Consider the following 16,050-nt stretch of genomic DNA (forward strand, 5'->3'; position numbering starts at 1 on the left):
ACTTTATAATTAAGTATGAAAAAATGTTGCTTGTAGCCTAAGACCTTTATTAGACCTACATTGTCTAAAATTCTAACTGGGCCTGAAGCAACGGTGGAGGAGCGGGGACTAATACGCAATATAGACCTGCAAAGTCTAGAGGAGCAGCAAGTTCCCCCCGCTCTTTCCACAAAAATGCACATCTTTTTCACAGTATCCGCACTCCCCCGGGCCCCCCTCCTTAAATGCTTATAGTAGTAATAGTAGTAGCAATCTTTTTCAAAGAACTATTTTGAACTAAAGGAGGAGCAGCGGGGATTTGTGCAGGAGCCGCGACGAAGCAATCTCCAGATATTGGCGTACATCTCTTCGATGCAGGAGATTGCTTCGTCGCCCCACCCACTTTAGCGCTGCTGCTTCTCGCAATGACGGGCTTTGCGCCAGCGGTGCCCAGGCAGACTACGACTCTCCGCTGGCGGCTATCTTTTTGGTTTCGGCATCAGTTCCGGCTTTTCATACAGCTCCTTCATCCTCTCCGGCAGCCGGTATACATTTCCTTTATCGTCTGTAAAATACAGGTGCGAAACGGAAGGTTTGCGCCCGTCCCCATCCGCCCAGAAGGCGTAAAAGCCGGGATGCGCGTTTACGGCGCGGCGTGGGTAAGAATGGTTGTACTGACTGTTTGCCGTCAGTGGTTTTGCGCTCCAGGTGTTCCCTTCGTCGCGGCTTTCCCACATCACGATCTCGCCACCGGTATTGTAGGCCTGCGGACCGTTGGTGGTAGGCGCCACCACACGCCATATGCCACTTTTCTCTATCATCAGCGAGCCCATATCGTAATTGTGATCCGTGGCGGTAAGCGGCCTGATCTGCCAGTGGCCGGACTTCCAATGCGCGGTGTACCACTGCCGCATACCCTGCTCAGGGCCGGGCTCGGGGCCTTTGCTGGTTTCGTAAAGGATCACGGGATTGCCGGAACGATCGAAATTGAGATCGTTGATATATACGTTCAGGCCTTCAGCGGCGTAATTCTTCACAAGCGCCGAAGTATCGCCGGTACGCAGCGGCAGGCTGAGCGGCGCGCCGTTAACGTTTGTCCAGCTGCCGCCGAAGTTGTCCGTCCGCAGGTAATACAGGTTCGTACGGTAATCAAGCCCAGCGCCCTTTTGCACGTTCGGATGATGATTAAACGCGGTGCCGATGCGCCCGCCTTTCTGGCCGCTGGTCTGGTAGTGGCCTTCTTCCATATTGGCCAGGTCTTTCCAGGGCGACCAATGAATGCCGTCTGTGCTCGTCATCCAGGAGATCACGCGGCAGTTCTTTTTACCATACTTCAGCTGCTGCATTTCATAGTGTGTGAACAGGCCGAGGAAGCCGTGTGCGGGATCGTAATACATTTGCAGGTAGGAAAAATTATCCATGGGCACATCGCCTTTGAATGCTTTGATCTTATCAAAACTCCCGATATCGTAAGGTTTGCTGCTGCGGTAGATAAATGAAGGGCGCTCCACGCCGTGCGAGGTGGAGAATAACCATATGTAGCCGTTTTTGTCTATCTGTATCACGGGGTTATCGTGCGCATCGCCGGTGGCTTTGTCCATCACGATGGTAGGGCGCGATACCATGCCGGTGCGGTGGTCGAAGCAGCCTACTTCGTGCAGCAGCGTTTTGCCGGTGGAGTCCGTACCGCCGTAGCAGAAAAATGTTTTGTTGACTTTAGCCGCATATACGGAGAAGGGGTAATGGTTGGAAGGATACGTGGCCAGGCCGCCGCCGTATTTGTAAGCATACTCGTTGCCGGTGGCGCCGATGCTATACCAGATGCCCCGGTAGCCGTTATCGGGCTGGTTGATAAAACGCGGCTCCTGTGCTTTGAGAGAGGTGGCAGCCAGCAGGAGCATGAGCAGGGAAATACGGTTCATGCCGTAATATAAAGCATATTCCCAGCCGGCGCAACCTGTGCCTGATGGCTATAGTCATACCTGCCGGCACCCGCTCATTTTTCTAATTCCGGATTGATCGTTATATTCGTTCCCGTGAACGCATTATTGAACATACAACTCTCACTCCTCTCCTTTCTGCGCAGCACCTGCTCGCATGTGCCATGAGCCGTATGCCTTCACCTGCTTATTAACCTCCATTTCATAAATTACTACAACACAGAACATGACTACGCTGGAAACAGTTTTGAACGGACTGATGAGCCGTTATAAAGAGCGCGTTCCCGATGTGGGCGCTATTATTGATGCAATGGTGACGGAAGGAATTATTGCCAGTGACGCGGACATCGAAAATGACCATATCGCCTTCCGTACGCTGGGCGTGCCTCACCTGGGCATCCAGTCCCTTGAGAAAATATTTCTCCATTACGGATATACGAAAAAGGACTACTACGACTTCCCGGAAAAAAAGCTGGATGCTTACTGGTATGCACCCCCGGCGGATAAATATCCCCGCATCTTTATCAGCGAGCTGCGTGTGAAAGACCTCAGCCGGCAGGCGCAGGACATCATTCACAGTTATACCGGCGAGGTAACATCCGACCCGGTGGACAGCCTGGACCTGGACAACGGCGGGGCCGTGGACCACTTCCTGCACAGCGCGCTCTGGCGCACGCCTACCGTTGCCGATTATAAAACGCTGGCGGCGGAAAGCGAATACGCGGCCTGGGTGATCTACAACCGTTATTACCTGAACCATTTCACCGTAAGCGTACACAACCTGAAGCCGGGATATAATACCGTGGCCGATTTCAATGCCTTCCTTGAAAAGAAGGGATTCCGGCTGAACGATTCGGGCGGTAAAGTAAAGACCAGCCCGGACAATGGCCTGGCGCAAAGCTCCACCGTAGCGCGGATGATCTCCGCCACCTTTGCGGACAATGAATCGATAGAGATCGCGGGCTCTTACGTGGAGTTTGCGGAAAGAAGGGTGCTGCCGCAGTTTGCACAGCTGCCCGCTTCAGAGATCAGGCGTGAGCATCGCAGGGAAGGATTTGAGGCGAATAACGCGGATAAGATATTTGAGAGCACTTATTCCGCGCAAACGGGCAAAAAGTAGCCGGAAGGGACGGAAAAATGAAGGCAAAAGGCCTTTTTACCGGCACGATGCAGGGCTGTCTGGTTACAGAGCGGCGGTTTGCGGCTGACGGGGCAGGGCAAAAAAGGAGATAACGGCCGTTAATGCGGTAGCTTCTCCCTGAACCGGCCATATACCCAGGTGCCGGCAATAGCGCTCAACAGCGTAATGATCACCACGGTGAACCCGCTGCCGATCTGGGCAAACAGCGGCCCGGGACAGGCGCCGGTAATAGCCCAGCCCAGCCCGAAGATCAGCCCGCCGATCACATTGCCCTTGGTGAATGGTTTTTTCGGGATCACGATCTCTTCGCCGGAGAGTGTTCGCAGCTTCAGCCTGCGGATCAGCAATACACCGATCATAGCCGTGGCAATGGCGCTGCCTATTACCCCGTACATATGAAAAGATTCCAGGCGGAACATTTCCTGGATGCGGAACCAGGAGATCACTTCGGATTTTACGAGGATAATGCCGAACACCATCCCTACCAGGAGGAATTTCAGGTTTTTCATAACAGCAGCCATTTCATGAGGTGAGGTAAAATGAGGTTAGTCATGGCAAAACCGCCCGCCATAAAACAAACGGTAGCCACCATGGAAGGCCATTGCAGCGTGGAGATGCCCATGATAGCGTGACCGGAAGTGCATCCGTTTGCATACCGGGTGCCAAAACCGACCATAAAACCGCCGGCAACAAAAAATATCAGTCCTGTGGCATTAAAAGCATTGCCCCAGTTAAAAATATCACCGGGCATCAGCTCGTCAAATTCCTGCACGCCCGCAGCCTGCAAAGCCGCAATGGTGGAAGGGTTGAGCTTTACCGGCTCACCATTCTGCAGGAACAGTAAAGTGACGATGGCGCCCAGCATGATGCCGCCCACAAAAACTAAATTCCAGCTTTCTTTTTTCCAATCATAATGAAAAAAAGGAATTTTGCCGGGGATACAGGCGGCGCAGATGTGCCGGAGCGAAGAGGAAATACCAAGGGCCTTGTTGCCTATGATCAGCAACAGCGGCACGGCGAGCCCTATTAGCGGCCCCGCTACGTACCAGGGCCAAGGTTCTTTCAGGATATTCATAAATTGAAAGTACAAAAATTCATCATTGAAAACAGATATAAGCATGATGCAGAACATTCTCAGGGAATTCAATATTGAAGCCGCCAACAGCGGGGTTTCCACCGGCAGCACCTGGCTGGAAGCAGGCGGGGACACACTTACCTCCTTCTCCCCCGTGGACGGGAAGGATATCGCCACCGTCAAAACCGCTTCACGCGCCGATTACGACGCAGTGATCAGCAAAGCGGCGGAAGCTTTCACCGAATGGCGCCAATGGCCCGCGCCGCGCCGCGGCGAAGTAGTGCGCCAGGTAGGCCAGGCCTTAAGAGAACATAAAGAATCCCTGGGCCGCCTCGTGAGCTACGAAATGGGCAAAAGCCTCCAGGAAGGATATGGCGAAGTACAGGAAATGATCGACATCTGCGACTTTGCGGTAGGCCTCAGCCGCCAGCTGCATGGCCTCACCATGCACTCGGAAAGGCCCGGCCACCGCATGTATGAGCAATGGCACCCGCTGGGTATCACCGGCATCATTTCCGCGTTTAACTTCCCGGTGGCCGTATGGAGCTGGAACTCCATGCTGGCATGGGTTTGCGGCGACGTATGCGTATGGAAGCCTTCCGAAAAAACGCCCCTCACCGCGCTGGCCTGCCAGCACATCACCGCTAAAGTATTTGCCGAAAATAAAGTACCCGAAGGCGTAAGCTGCCTTATTATAGGCGGTCGCGACACGGGCGAATGGCTCGCTGCGGACGCGCGCGTGCCCCTCGTATCCGCCACCGGCTCCACCCGCATGGGCAAGGCCGTGGGCGCCGCTGTAGGCGCACGCCTGGGAAGGGCGCTGCTGGAGCTGGGCGGCAACAATGCCATTATCATCTCCAAAGACGCGGACCTCGATATGAGCCTCATCGGCTGCGTGTTTGGTGCCGTAGGCACCGCCGGCCAGCGCTGCACCTCCACCCGCCGCCTCATCATTCACGACAGCGTGTACGATACCTTCAAAACCAAACTGGTAAACGCTTACAAACAGCTGCGCATCGGCGACCCGCTGGACCAGCACAACCATGTAGGCCCGCTGATCGACAAACAGGCGGTGGAACTATACCTGCAAAGCATCGAAAAATGCAAAGCCGAAGGCGGTAAATTTATCGTGGAAGGCGGTGTGCTGGAAGGCAAAGGCTACGAATCCGGCTGTTACGTGAAACCCGCCATAGCCGAGGTGAAAAACGAATACAGCATCGTGCAGCACGAAACCTTTGCGCCCATCCTTTACCTGGTACGTTACAGCTCGCTGGACGAGGCCATTGCCCTGCAGAACAACGTGCCGCAGGGCCTCTCTTCAGCCATCATGACCCTCAACCTGCGCGAAGCGGAACAATTCCTTTCCCAGGGCGGGTCCGACTGTGGTATCGCCAATGTGAACATCGGAACATCCGGCGCGGAAATAGGCGGTGCATTTGGCGGTGAAAAAGAAACGGGAGGCGGCCGTGAGAGCGGCTCAGATGCCTGGAAGGCTTATATGCGCAGGCAGACCAATACGATCAATTACACGGATAAACTACCGCTGGCGCAGGGGATTAAATTCGATCTGTAAAGCGGGAGGAAAAGTATATGTCTTAAGTGAAGTAGCGGGGTTGGATAACCCCGCTTTTTCGTTAAACGGAAACCATGCTTATGAGAAAGAATACTGATGCTGAGAAGCATCATGTACGCTCTCTGGGTATAAATATTACACTTTTTTTTGAAAATTCATATTCAACTTTTGTGCTACTGCTTCCCCAAAACCTAAAACGTTGACGATCAGCACCTCGTTAAACACGCCCCTGCTGTATTTCAGGTCTTTTTCCCTGATCCCCAGCATCTTTGCCATCGACGTAATACTTTTTGAGGGAGCGCAGACAACGATGGTTTTACCGTCGTTCCGTTCCAGCATCGTTTCCAGGATGTGGCGCATCACCTGCGGGTTGTCATCACAGGCGTCCCGGTAATATTCCACTTTACACCCTTTTGTTTGTGCCAAAGGCGTCACCGTTTCCACCAGGCAGGAGTTGTACGGGGAATAAATGGCGGCTACAGGCTCATTCTCCAGGAATTTCGCCAGGTGGCCGGCCTGCTCCCTGCCGGTGATACTGAGGCTTGCCTTGGTCCCCTTTTGCAGGGTTTCAGCACAATTCACAAAAATAATGGCAGTGGGCGCGGCTTCCTTTGGCCGGGGCTCCTGCCGGTCTGCAGGCCCGGGTAGCATACTGCTCAGAAAATTGCCGGCAGGCAATGCCCCCGGCGGCTGGCCGGCGCTCAGCACGGTCCAGGTCATGGTTGCTAATACAATTGTTTTAAACATGGCGGAAAATTTAATATATGAAGAAAAAACTAAACAGGGTGGTTTAAAGTGAAAGAAATGTTAATTGAGTGTAAGCATAGGGCCGAAATCATGATCTTTGCCCCTTTTCCCGACAGGAGATTTGTAGGTTGATGTACTATAAAAATACCGGGAAAACCGCAGTCTGTAAAGCGGTTAATGACAAAAGGAGCTATGGCAGTGTAAAGGCCGCCAGCATGATAAATATCGGAACCATGTTTTCTAGTGGTTCCTAACCAATAGTCAAGCTGATGCGCCATTCACCACACATAATCATCTGTTATAACGCATTTACCATACCTTTAACGAATTGCGGTATTTGAATTGTAATATCTAGGAAAATTGAATAAAATGAACATTTGCAGAGAGCTGGCCATTGTAGCAGGTTTGGTTTTTACAACGTCTGCAACCGGTTTTAGTCAACAGAAAGCAGCAGTGCCGAAAAACTGGCAATTACTGAGCTATGGAACAGACAGCGTGTATGGCGTGGGAGCCGAAAAAGCCTACAGCGAGCTGCTGAAAGGCAAAAAAGGCAAAACCGTGATCGTAGCCGTGATAGATTCCGGTATAGACACGACGCACGAAGACCTTCGCGACATTCTCTGGCGCAACCCGAAAGAGATCCCCGGCAACCATATTGATGACGACGGAAACGGTTACGTGGACGACGTATATGGCTGGAACTTCCTGGGGGCCAAAGACGGCGGGACCGTAAAAGAGGATTCCGACGAAGCCACCCGCGAATATTACCGCCTCCGCAGGCAATATGGCAACCCCGATTCCGCCCTGGAAAAGGACAGCAAGGAATTCGTGTACTGGACGCGGCTGAAAGACCGTATCCAGAAGCCTTCCTCACAGGCCAAAACGGATTACAAGATGATGCTCAAAGTGCAGGAAAACCTCCTCAAATGTGAAAGTATCCTCGCCGAGCATCTCAAAACGAACGACTTCACCATGGAACAGCTGGACACGCTCCGCAGCGCGGACCAGGATGTGATGCTGGCCCGCAGTTTTGCGCTGCGCCTGCTGAACAGCACCGGCGAAGAAGGCACTACCTACCAGGCCCTTAAAACCGACCTCGGCGAATACGTAAAAGACCTGAAACGCAAAGCCGAATTCACCGGCAGCGAGCCAAACGATAAACGCGCCACTATTGTGGGCGACAACCTGAACGATATCAACGACCGTTATTACGGCAACAACGATGTGCAGGGCCAGTTTGCCTTCCACGGCACACACGTAGCCGGCATCATTGGCGCCATCCGGGGCAACGGCCTGGGCATAGACGGCATTGCGGACAATGTGCGCATCATGGCCGTGAAAGTGGTGCCTGAAGGCGATGAAAGAGATAAAGACGTGGCCCTGGGCATCCGTTATGCGGTGGACAATGGCGCGCAGATCATCAATATGAGCTTTGGCAAAGGATTCTCTCCCCAGAAAGAATGGGTGGATGAAGCCATCCGTTACGCGCAGGAAAAAGGCGTGCTGCTGGTACATGCGGCGGGCAACGACGGCGCGAACAACGACGAAGTGGAAAACTATCCTAAAGATACTTTCAACGACGGCAAAGAGGCGGACAACCTGCTGACCGTGGGCGCTTCCGGCAACGGGCGCAGCGGTTCAAAGATCGCGGGCTTTTCCAACTACGGTAAAAAAGAAGTGGACGTATTCGCCCCCGGCGTACAGATCTACTCCACCGTGCCCGGCGGCAACAAATACGGCAGCGCCAGCGGCACCAGCATGGCGGCGCCTGTAGTAGCAGGGGTTGCGGCGCTTGTGCTCTCCTACAACCCGGACCTGAGCGCGCGCCAGCTGAAACAGATCCTCGAAAAATCCGCCACTCCCCTGCCCGATGGCAACATGGTGAACAAACCTGGCGCCAAGGACGAACAGGTGGCCTTCTCCGAGCTTTCCCGCTCCGGTGGCGTGGTGAATGTGTACGAGGCGCTGAAACTGGCGGCTAAGACCAAAGGCGAAAACGCGAAGAAAAATAAAGTAAAGATGCAGTCTTTGACAAAAGACTAGTGCTATCATCTATTATAACGGGGCTGACCGGAAGTAAACTTTCTGGTCAGCCCTTTTTAGTTTAACCGGGAATTGCATACAGGTTAAAATAAGAAGGGCCGGTTTTTCAACCGGCCCTTCTGTATGCGGAAACCGCAAGTATTTATTTCACCAGCCTCAGGCTGAAAGGATACCGGTAATGGTTGCCTTTGTTCGCCTGGATGGCCGCGATGATGGAGAATGCAAGATTGACGGCCCAGATGACCTTGCTGAAACCGAAGGTGAAGAAAAACTCCGTATCCCAGTGCCCGTGCCGCACAAAAGGCTCGTTTACCAGGAAGTGCGTGAAAGACCATACGCCCCAGGCGATGCCGTTGATAATGTTCAGGGCTACCATGAGCAGGCTGATCGTGATCTGGAAATTCACGGCTTCTTTGCCTTCAATGTCCACAAACTTTGATTCATTTCTTTTAAACAGCCAGATCACCAGCGCGCCGATGATGTTGCCTACGGGAGAGAAAAAGGCCTGGCCTATTACACCGCCAAGATGTGCGAGAAAACCCCAGGTTCTGTCGTCCTTCCGGGCGCGGATGTCTTCTTTTTGTGTTTCCATCAGTATGTCGATTTTGGTTAAAGGCTCCGGTTGCAACACCCGGCATAGCTTATAAGCCGGATTCTGTGCCTTTGCTTTCGCATCGGCCGCTATCATTTATCTGCGACGCTCATCACTGAGCGCCTGTATCTGCCTACCCTCGGTCATCAGGCGGGCAGCCCTCAAACGACCGTTTACATGGCATTTCAGCACGCAAGGTTTACCCTCCCATAATGTTACCATTCCGGGATGTGGGCTCTTACCCCACATTTTCACCTTTACCGCAGGTTGCCCTGAGGAAGTAATTTTCTGTGGCACTTTCTGTACGCCTGTTTTCACAGGCGCCCCACCCGTTAGGTGGTGCGTTGCCCTATGCTGTCCGGACTTTCCTTCCCTGCCGCTTGCGCAGCAAAGACGATAGCGCCGCTATGCCGGGTGTTGTGAACCGGAATCTGCAAAACTACTTAAAAAATATCTCTGTAGCCCCGTAACCGTAGAAGGGATGGTACTGGTTCACAAAAAACTTCACTTCCGGCACCGTCTTCAGTATCTCGTGCAGCTCGTCCCGCAGGCGGCCCGTGCCCACCCCGTGGATCACGATCATGCTGTGCTGGCGCTGGGTGATGGCAAGGTCCAGGTAATGCTGGAACTCATTCAGCTGGATGGCAACGATCTCCAGCGGGCTCAGGTCGCGCCAGTTGTCCGCCAGGCGGTCTATATGCAGGTCTATCTCATATTTGGCATCCACGCGGGCGTTTTCCTTCAGGGACTGGAAAGACGTGAGAGTGGAAAGTTTTTTCTTTTCCACGGGCGTAAAGCCATAATCGTCCTTCTCCTGCCTGTAGGGGTATTTGTCGAACAGCAGGTATTCGATGGTGGCCTTTTCCTGCTGTTTGAGCGTTTCCAGCTGCTGAAACAGTTGTTTGGGCTTCACTTTCCAGGTCTTGACGAGGGCAGCCGCCAGCTTCAGGTCCGTTTCCTTCGGCGAAAAGCTGAATTCAAAACGGGGATTGTCGTTCAGCTGGTCAAACTCCAGGTCTGCCAGGTAATTGTGCTGGAAGGGAAATATCTCCTGTTTCAGCTCCAGGAACAGGGTATTGTTCAGCCAGATCTCGAAGCGGAAGGTATATGCGCGGTTCGTTTCGTTGGAAAGATGAAATTTCATGTCTTCCACCACGTCATCGCCAAAAGCGTCCGTCTGCCATACGGGGAGCATGGTCAGAAAAACGCCTCTTTCGGGCCTGTTTACGTGGGGTACGGGCTTCTCCCTGCGGATTTCCTCACCCGGGGTCCTTTTGGGCGGTAAAGGGGCTTGTTTCTTCATAAAACGGTGAAAATAGGGGAAGTCTATCTGGTCCATGTACACGGGGAACCTGGCGCCGCCTACTTCCACGAGTACCATTTTATCGTTGATGATATCCACTACTGTACCTTCCTCTTTGGAATGGAGCATGAGGATCTTGTCGCCTACTGTATATTTCATAGCAGGCAAAAATAAGCATAAGTTTTACTTCAATTACACCGGTCTTTTATCGGGCTCCGGGTGCCGCCGCATATATTCGTCCACGGAAATGCGGCCACTGCCTTCTACGAGGAAAAACAGGAGCATCAGTAAAACAGCGATGGAAAGGCTCAGTTCGGGGTAAACGGAGAAGAGCCCGGTACCGGCGCTCACAAAAAATACCGCGCCGATCAGTACGGGCAGGTTTGCGATGACGCCTACGCGGGTAAGCAGGCCGAGGGCGATGAACAACCCGCCGACAGTGTGTGCGAAAACTATGTAATGAGCCAGCCAGAACGAAAGCGCCGTGAGGAAAGGCTGTTCCGCGATCCGCGCCTTCAGGATGTCTATGTTGGCGACAAACTGAATACCTTTCCACATCAGGAGCAATCCCAGCAAAATCCTTAAACCGTCAATCCATTTGGGGTGATGATTGTCACCCCACCGTTCAATGCGTTGCAGGAGGTTCATAACGAAAGTTTTAAGTAAGGAAAGAGCTACTGTACTAAAGTTACGAAATCCCCCAAACATATACGGCCGCTCCCCTTTTTCGGGAAACGGCCGTTCTTTATATCAGTCCGTATGGAATTTAAGCAGTTTTAGGCGCCAGTTTACTTTTCCAGTAGCCGTACATAAAATATACCGCCAGGCCGCCGGCCATCCAGCAGAAGAACACGATCCAGCTGGATACGGGTATCTCTATCATCAGGTATAGGCAGCAGAGCATGCCCAGCACCGGTATCAGCGACAGGCGTTTAATGAGCGTAAGCACGGTGATGGCGGCCGCCAGGATGTAGAATATCAGGAACAGGACCAGTTCATGGTCAAAATAAGCGATGTTCACAAAAGCTTCCTTGATGCGCTCGCGGAAGAAAAACGTAAATGCCACGAACAGCACCGGCACGATGATCATCCCGTTGATGTATGGCAGGTTAAATCGTTTGGTACTTTTATCCGCCGGAGGCAGCAGCAGTACGCCGCCGCAAACCAGTACAAACGCGAAGAGCGTACCGATGCTGGTAAGGTCCGTAACGATGCCGCTTTCCAGGAACAATGAAGGGATGGCAACGATAAAACCCGTTACGATCGTGGAAAAGCCGGGGGTGTGAAATTTGGGATGCACTTTGGCAAAACGTTTGGGCAGCAAGCCGTCGCGGCTCATGCTCATCCAGATGCGGGGCTGCCCGATCTGGAACACGAGTATCACGCTGGTAGCGGCTATTACGGCACTGATGGAGATCACGTACCCAACTTTTTCCATGTTCAGTTTGTCGAACACATAAGCCAGCGGGTCCGATACATTGTTGAATTCCGAATAGTTCACCATGCCGGTGATCACCAGCGTCACCACCACGTATACGATAGTACAGATGATGAGGGAATAGATCATGGCCCGGGGCATATCCCGCTGCGGGTTGGCGCTTTCCTCCGCGGTGGTGGAAATGGCGTCGAACCCGATATAGGCGAAAAACACGGCGGATACGCCTTTCAGCACGCCTTCAAATTGATTGGGCAAAAAGGGCGTCCAGTTGCTGGTATCGATGTAAAATACGCCGATGAGCACCACCACGGCCAGTACAACCAGTTTCAGGCCCACCATGGCGTTGGCGCTTTTTTTACTCTCTCGTATCCCGATATAGGCCACGATAGTGATGAGCACCACGATCAGGAAAGCGGGAATGTTCATGATCACACGCCAGCCGTTGACAATAGGCGCGGTGGTCCAGGCGAGGGCTTTGGCGGGGTCTTCGGCGAAGGCTTCCTTAGCCGTCTGGTAATCCGTTACGAGCCATGCGGGCAGGTGAACGTTCATGCCTTCCAGCACGTTGTTAAAATAACTGCTCCAGGAAATGGCCACCACGATATTCCCGATAGAATACTCCAGGATCAGCGCCCAGCCAATGATCCAGGCAGCCAGTTCGCCGAATGCCACATAAGAATAGGTATAGGCGCTGCCTGCTACCGGCACCCTGGATGCAAATTCAGCATAACAAAGCGCGGTGAATCCGCAGGTAACCGCCGTCAGCACAAAAAGGAAAATTACGCCGGGGCCGCCGTCGTACGCGGCCTGGCCGATAGTGGAAAAGATACCGGCGCCAATCACCGCCGCCACACCCATCAGGGTAAGATCACGCACGGTCAGTACTTTTTTAAGCCCTGAAGCATGCGCATCGCTCTCGTTTTTCTTGGCTTCCTGCAAAATGCTGGTAAGGGACTTTTTCCTGAAAAGCGATTTAGACATCTGTTGTAGTTGAGGGTTGATATTAAAAACCGTTAATGGTAAACAGCAACTGTAATTCTCGTTGCCATTTACCATTAACGGTCAAATATAATACTATTCAGTTATCAATGTTGCCTCGTCAAAAGAAAATCCGCCACCTCTTTCAGCGCCTCTTTACGGTGCGATAATACCGCGATGGCCTCCAGGTGACCGTAGGCGATTTCGCTGAAACGTTCCTTTTCTTTTTCGGCCCATTCGTCTACCCTGCAATCATGGAACACCTGCAATACCTCGTCCACCTTGTTATCCGGATTGGTTTCCATCAGCTGGTGCAGGTGCTGCCGCTGCGCGGGATTGCAAAGCTCCAGCGCTTTCAGGAGCAGGAAGGTTTTTTTGTTGATCAGGATGTCTCCTCCCTGCTTTTTACCGAACTTCTTCGGATCGCCGAAAGCATCCAGGTAATCGTCCTGTATCTGGAAGGCGATGCCTACGTTTTTGCCGAACTCGTAGAGATGCTTCTGGTTGCCGTCGCTGCCGCCGCCGGTGATGGCGCCCATTTGCAGGCTGGCGGCCAGCAGTACGGAAGTTTTCAGCGCGATCATGTTCACATAATCCTCGTATTTCACGCGCTCCGGCTGCGTCTGCTCCATGTCCATATCCAGCTGCTGGCCTTCGCATACTTCGCGGGCCGCTTTATTGAACACGTTGATGATCTTCGTGCGGTATTTGCCGGCGATCCTGTTCAGGTACTCGTAGCTATGGATGAGCATCACGTCCCCGGCCAGGATGGCGGCGGAATCGCTGTACTTCGTGTGCACGGTGGGCATGCCGCGGCGGAGCGGCGCTTTATCCATGATGTCGTCATGAATGAGGGTAAAATTGTGGAACAGCTCTATGGCGTTGGCCGCATGAAATGCGTCAGGCTGTATTTCATCAAACAATTCATTTCCGAGCAAACACAACACAGGCCTGATCCGCTTTCCCCCGATGCCGAGTATGTACTGGGCCGGGTCGTATAAGTTGGCTGGATGGTCCGGGAATTGTCTTTTGCTAAACTGTTCTTCAAACTGCGCTGACAAAGCTTTAAATGAATGCATGATGCGTATGTTATATTCTTCTTGTTCTTCTGTTACTTCTTTTTCTTCCTGGCCGGCGGTTTGCCTTCAGCCGGCTTGCGGCTTCTGCTGCTGCGTTCGGGTTTGCCCGCGCCGGCTGGTTTCCGGCTTCTGCCCGGGCCAGCGCCTTCCGTCCATACGCCTTCGCGCGGTACCTCGGCGCTCCTGCGTTTGGAGGGGCGTTTGCCTTCGCCGTCCGTATCGGCTTCCACCAGGTCGTAATCCAGCTGGCGTTTGGCAAGGCTGGCGGCCACCACGCGGATGGTCACCCTGTCCCCTATCCTGATCCTGCGGCCGGTCTGCATGCCTACCAGCGCATATTCCGATTCGGAATGCCGGAAATCTTCGCTGAGGTTGTGAATGCTGATAAGACCTTCACATTTGGCCTCTACGGTTTCCGCCCAGAAGCCGAAATGCGCCACACCGCTTACGACGGCCTCGAAGGTATCGCCGATGAACTGCTGCATGTATTCCACCTGTTTGTACTTGTTGCCCGCGCGTTCCGCGTCCATGGCCTTTCTTTCCATTTCGGAGGAATGTTTGCAGCGTTTCTCCAGCTGCTTGTCGATCTTCACATCGTCCGCCAAGCATTGCGCCAGGATGCGATGCACCAGTACGTCGGGATAACGCCTGATGGGCGAGGTAAAGTGGCAGTAATGCTCAAAACCGAGCCCGTAGTGCCCGATGTTTTCCGTGGTGTACACCGCTTTGGCCATGGTACGGATGCCCAGGGTTTCCAGCACATGCTGTTCCGGTTTGCCCTGTACCAGCTGCAGCATCTTGTTGAAGGACGCCGCGATCGTCTCCGGTCCGGCCACATCGAATTTATACCCGAATTTACTCGCAAAAACGGCAAATACATGCATCTTTTCCTCGTCCGGCGTGTCGTGCACGCGGTATGGGAAAGGCACGGGGTTTTTATTGACCTTCTGTTTGGAGACATATTCCGCCACTGTCCTGTTCGCCAGCAGCATAAACTCTTCGATCAGCTGGTGCGCTTCCTTGCTTTCCTTGATGGTGACGCCGATGGGCTTGCCGGCGGCGTCCAGCTGAAAACGTACTTCCTGCGAGGAGAAATTGATCGCACCGTCTTTGAAACGCCTTTTACGCAGGGTCTGCGCCAGGTTGTTCAGCAGCAGTACTTCCTGGTCGTGCGGCCCTTCGCCTTTTTCGATGATCTCCTGCACTTCTTCGTAGGTGAAGCGGTGCGCGGAATGGATCACCGTGCGGCCCAGCCAGTATTGTTTCACTTCCGCCTGGTCGTTGATCTGGAACACGGCGGAAAAGGTCAGTTTATCTTCGTTCGGCCGAAGCGAGCACAGCTCGTTCGATATCTTTTCCGGCAGCATGGGCAATACCCTGTCCGGCAGGTACACCGAGGTGGCGCGTTTCTCCGCTTCCTTGTCAAGGGCGGTGAGCGGCTCCACGTAATGGCTTACGTCCGCAATGTGCACGCCTATTTCCAGCAGGCCGTTTTTCAGGCGGCGGATAGACAGGGCATCATCAAAGTCTTTGGCGTCTACGGGGTCAATGGTGAAGGTGAGTATCTTGCGGAAGTCTTTGCGTTTGCTCACTTCGTCCGCGGTGATCTTTTCATAGATGCGGGCCGTTTCTTCCAGCACTTCTTCCGGGTAATGCAGCGGGAAGCCACTTTCTATGAGTATTTCCTTCATCGCCAGGTCGTTGGAATCTGAGGCGTCCAGTATCTCCACGATCTCGCCTACGGGCTTGCGGGTCTTTTCGCCCCAGGCCGTGATGCGCACTACGGCTTTATCGCCGTCTTTGGCGCCTTTGAGCGAGTTTTCGGGAATGTAGATATCGGGGACCCCGGCTCCTTTCTCAGGCACGAGGAAAGCGAAGGTTTTGCTGAGTTGTATAGTACCGGTGAATTCTGTCTTTTTACGTTTTAATACGTCGGTAACGAACCCTTCCATCCGGCCTACGCCTTTGCCCTGGCGGATCACATCCACCAGTACTTCATCTCCGTCCAGCGCGGTGTTCAGGTTCTTCTGTTTTACCATAATATCGCTCGGCAGGCCTTCTACCGCCACAAAGGCCATCCCTGAGCGGGTTACATCCACAATACCTTTATAGGTCTTTTTCTGGCTGCTTTCTTTTTTGGGTTTCTTCTTCTTTGCCATTTA

General features: G+C 53.1%; 13 protein-coding genes and 1 other RNA gene. 3 read left to right on the forward strand and 11 right to left on the reverse strand.

The genetic code is table 11. From position 1 onward, the window contains the following. Nucleotides 1-458: 458 nt before the first annotated feature. Nucleotides 459-1,901, reverse strand: coding sequence for a BNR-4 repeat-containing protein (locus EG028_RS00005; protein WP_120514002.1), 1,443 nt, complete (start codon nt 1,899-1,901; stop codon nt 459-461). Between the two features lie 244 nt (nt 1,902-2,145). Here EG028_RS00005 and EG028_RS00010 point away from each other — a divergent pair, with 244 nt between their 5' ends. Then, entirely contained in the window at nt 2,146-3,039 is an 894-nt protein-coding gene (locus tag EG028_RS00010; RefSeq protein WP_120514003.1) for a DUF1338 domain-containing protein, read from the forward strand. A 119-nt stretch (nt 3,040-3,158) separates the two neighbouring features. On the opposite strand, the gene EG028_RS00015 is transcribed toward EG028_RS00010, so the two are convergent. Together EG028_RS00015 and EG028_RS00020 are read right to left on the reverse strand one after the other, a co-directional pair. After that, nucleotides 3,159-3,569: a DUF6691 family protein gene (locus EG028_RS00015; protein WP_241559027.1), complete on the reverse strand. Its 411-nt coding sequence runs from the start codon at nt 3,567-3,569 to the stop codon at nt 3,159-3,161. Beyond that, nucleotides 3,566-4,135, reverse strand: a complete 570-nt coding sequence (locus EG028_RS00020) for a YeeE/YedE family protein (protein WP_206614320.1) — start codon at nt 4,133-4,135, stop codon at nt 3,566-3,568. The genes EG028_RS00015 and EG028_RS00020 overlap by 4 nt, the downstream gene beginning before the upstream one ends. 43 nt (nt 4,136-4,178) lie before the next feature. Here EG028_RS00020 and amaB point away from each other — a divergent pair, with 43 nt between their 5' ends. Further along, the gene (gene amaB, locus EG028_RS00025; protein WP_120514005.1) at nt 4,179-5,708 is read left to right on the forward strand and encodes an L-piperidine-6-carboxylate dehydrogenase; all 1,530 of its coding nucleotides are present in this window, start codon (nt 4,179-4,181) and stop codon (nt 5,706-5,708) included. A 135-nt stretch (nt 5,709-5,843) separates the two neighbouring features. Here amaB and EG028_RS00030 read toward each other — a convergent pair whose 3' ends face one another. Further along, nucleotides 5,844-6,455, reverse strand: a complete 612-nt coding sequence (locus EG028_RS00030) for a histidine phosphatase family protein (protein ID WP_120514006.1) — start codon at nt 6,453-6,455, stop codon at nt 5,844-5,846. Nucleotides 6,456-6,824: 369 nt separating this feature from the next. Here EG028_RS00030 and EG028_RS00035 point away from each other — a divergent pair, with 369 nt between their 5' ends. Beyond that, nucleotides 6,825-8,498, forward strand: a complete 1,674-nt coding sequence (locus EG028_RS00035) for a S8 family serine peptidase (protein ID WP_120514007.1) — start codon at nt 6,825-6,827, stop codon at nt 8,496-8,498. A gap of 142 nt (nt 8,499-8,640) precedes the next feature. Here the strand turns inward: EG028_RS00035 and EG028_RS00040 are convergent, their stop codons facing one another. The 7 genes from EG028_RS00040 to rnr all read right to left on the reverse strand — a co-directional run bounded on the left by EG028_RS00040 (nt 8,641) and on the right by rnr (nt 16,047). Continuing rightward, the gene (locus EG028_RS00040; protein ID WP_123864476.1) at nt 8,641-9,090 is read right to left on the reverse strand and encodes a DUF4870 domain-containing protein; all 450 of its coding nucleotides are present in this window, start codon (nt 9,088-9,090) and stop codon (nt 8,641-8,643) included. 36 nt (nt 9,091-9,126) lie between these two features. Next, nucleotides 9,127-9,503, reverse strand: an RNA gene (gene rnpB / locus EG028_RS00045) — RNase P RNA component class A. Between the two features lie 26 nt (nt 9,504-9,529). Then, nucleotides 9,530-10,552 (reverse strand): Smr/MutS family protein, encoded by a 1,023-nt coding sequence (locus EG028_RS00050; RefSeq protein WP_120514009.1) that lies wholly within the window; start codon nt 10,550-10,552, stop codon nt 9,530-9,532. Nucleotides 10,553-10,585: 33 nt separating this feature from the next. Next, complete coding sequence (locus EG028_RS00055; RefSeq protein ID WP_120514010.1) at nt 10,586-11,041, reverse strand: DoxX family protein; 456 nt, start codon at nt 11,039-11,041, stop codon at nt 10,586-10,588. Nucleotides 11,042-11,159: 118 nt separating this feature from the next. Then, entirely contained in the window at nt 11,160-12,812 is a 1,653-nt protein-coding gene (locus EG028_RS00060; RefSeq protein WP_120514011.1) for an amino acid permease, read from the reverse strand. A 104-nt stretch (nt 12,813-12,916) separates the two neighbouring features. Beyond that, on the reverse strand, nt 12,917-13,888 hold the full coding sequence (locus tag EG028_RS00065; protein WP_120514012.1) for a polyprenyl synthetase family protein: 972 nt from the start codon (nt 13,886-13,888) through the stop codon (nt 12,917-12,919). A 32-nt stretch (nt 13,889-13,920) separates the two neighbouring features. Next, a complete protein-coding gene (rnr, locus tag EG028_RS00070; RefSeq protein WP_120514013.1) occupies nt 13,921-16,047 on the reverse strand; it encodes a ribonuclease R in 2,127 nt (708 codons plus the stop codon). Nucleotides 16,048-16,050 lie beyond the last annotated feature (3 nt).

Source organism: Chitinophaga barathri, from assembly GCF_003807585.1.
Lineage (GTDB): Bacteria > Bacteroidota > Bacteroidia > Chitinophagales > Chitinophagaceae > Chitinophaga > Chitinophaga barathri.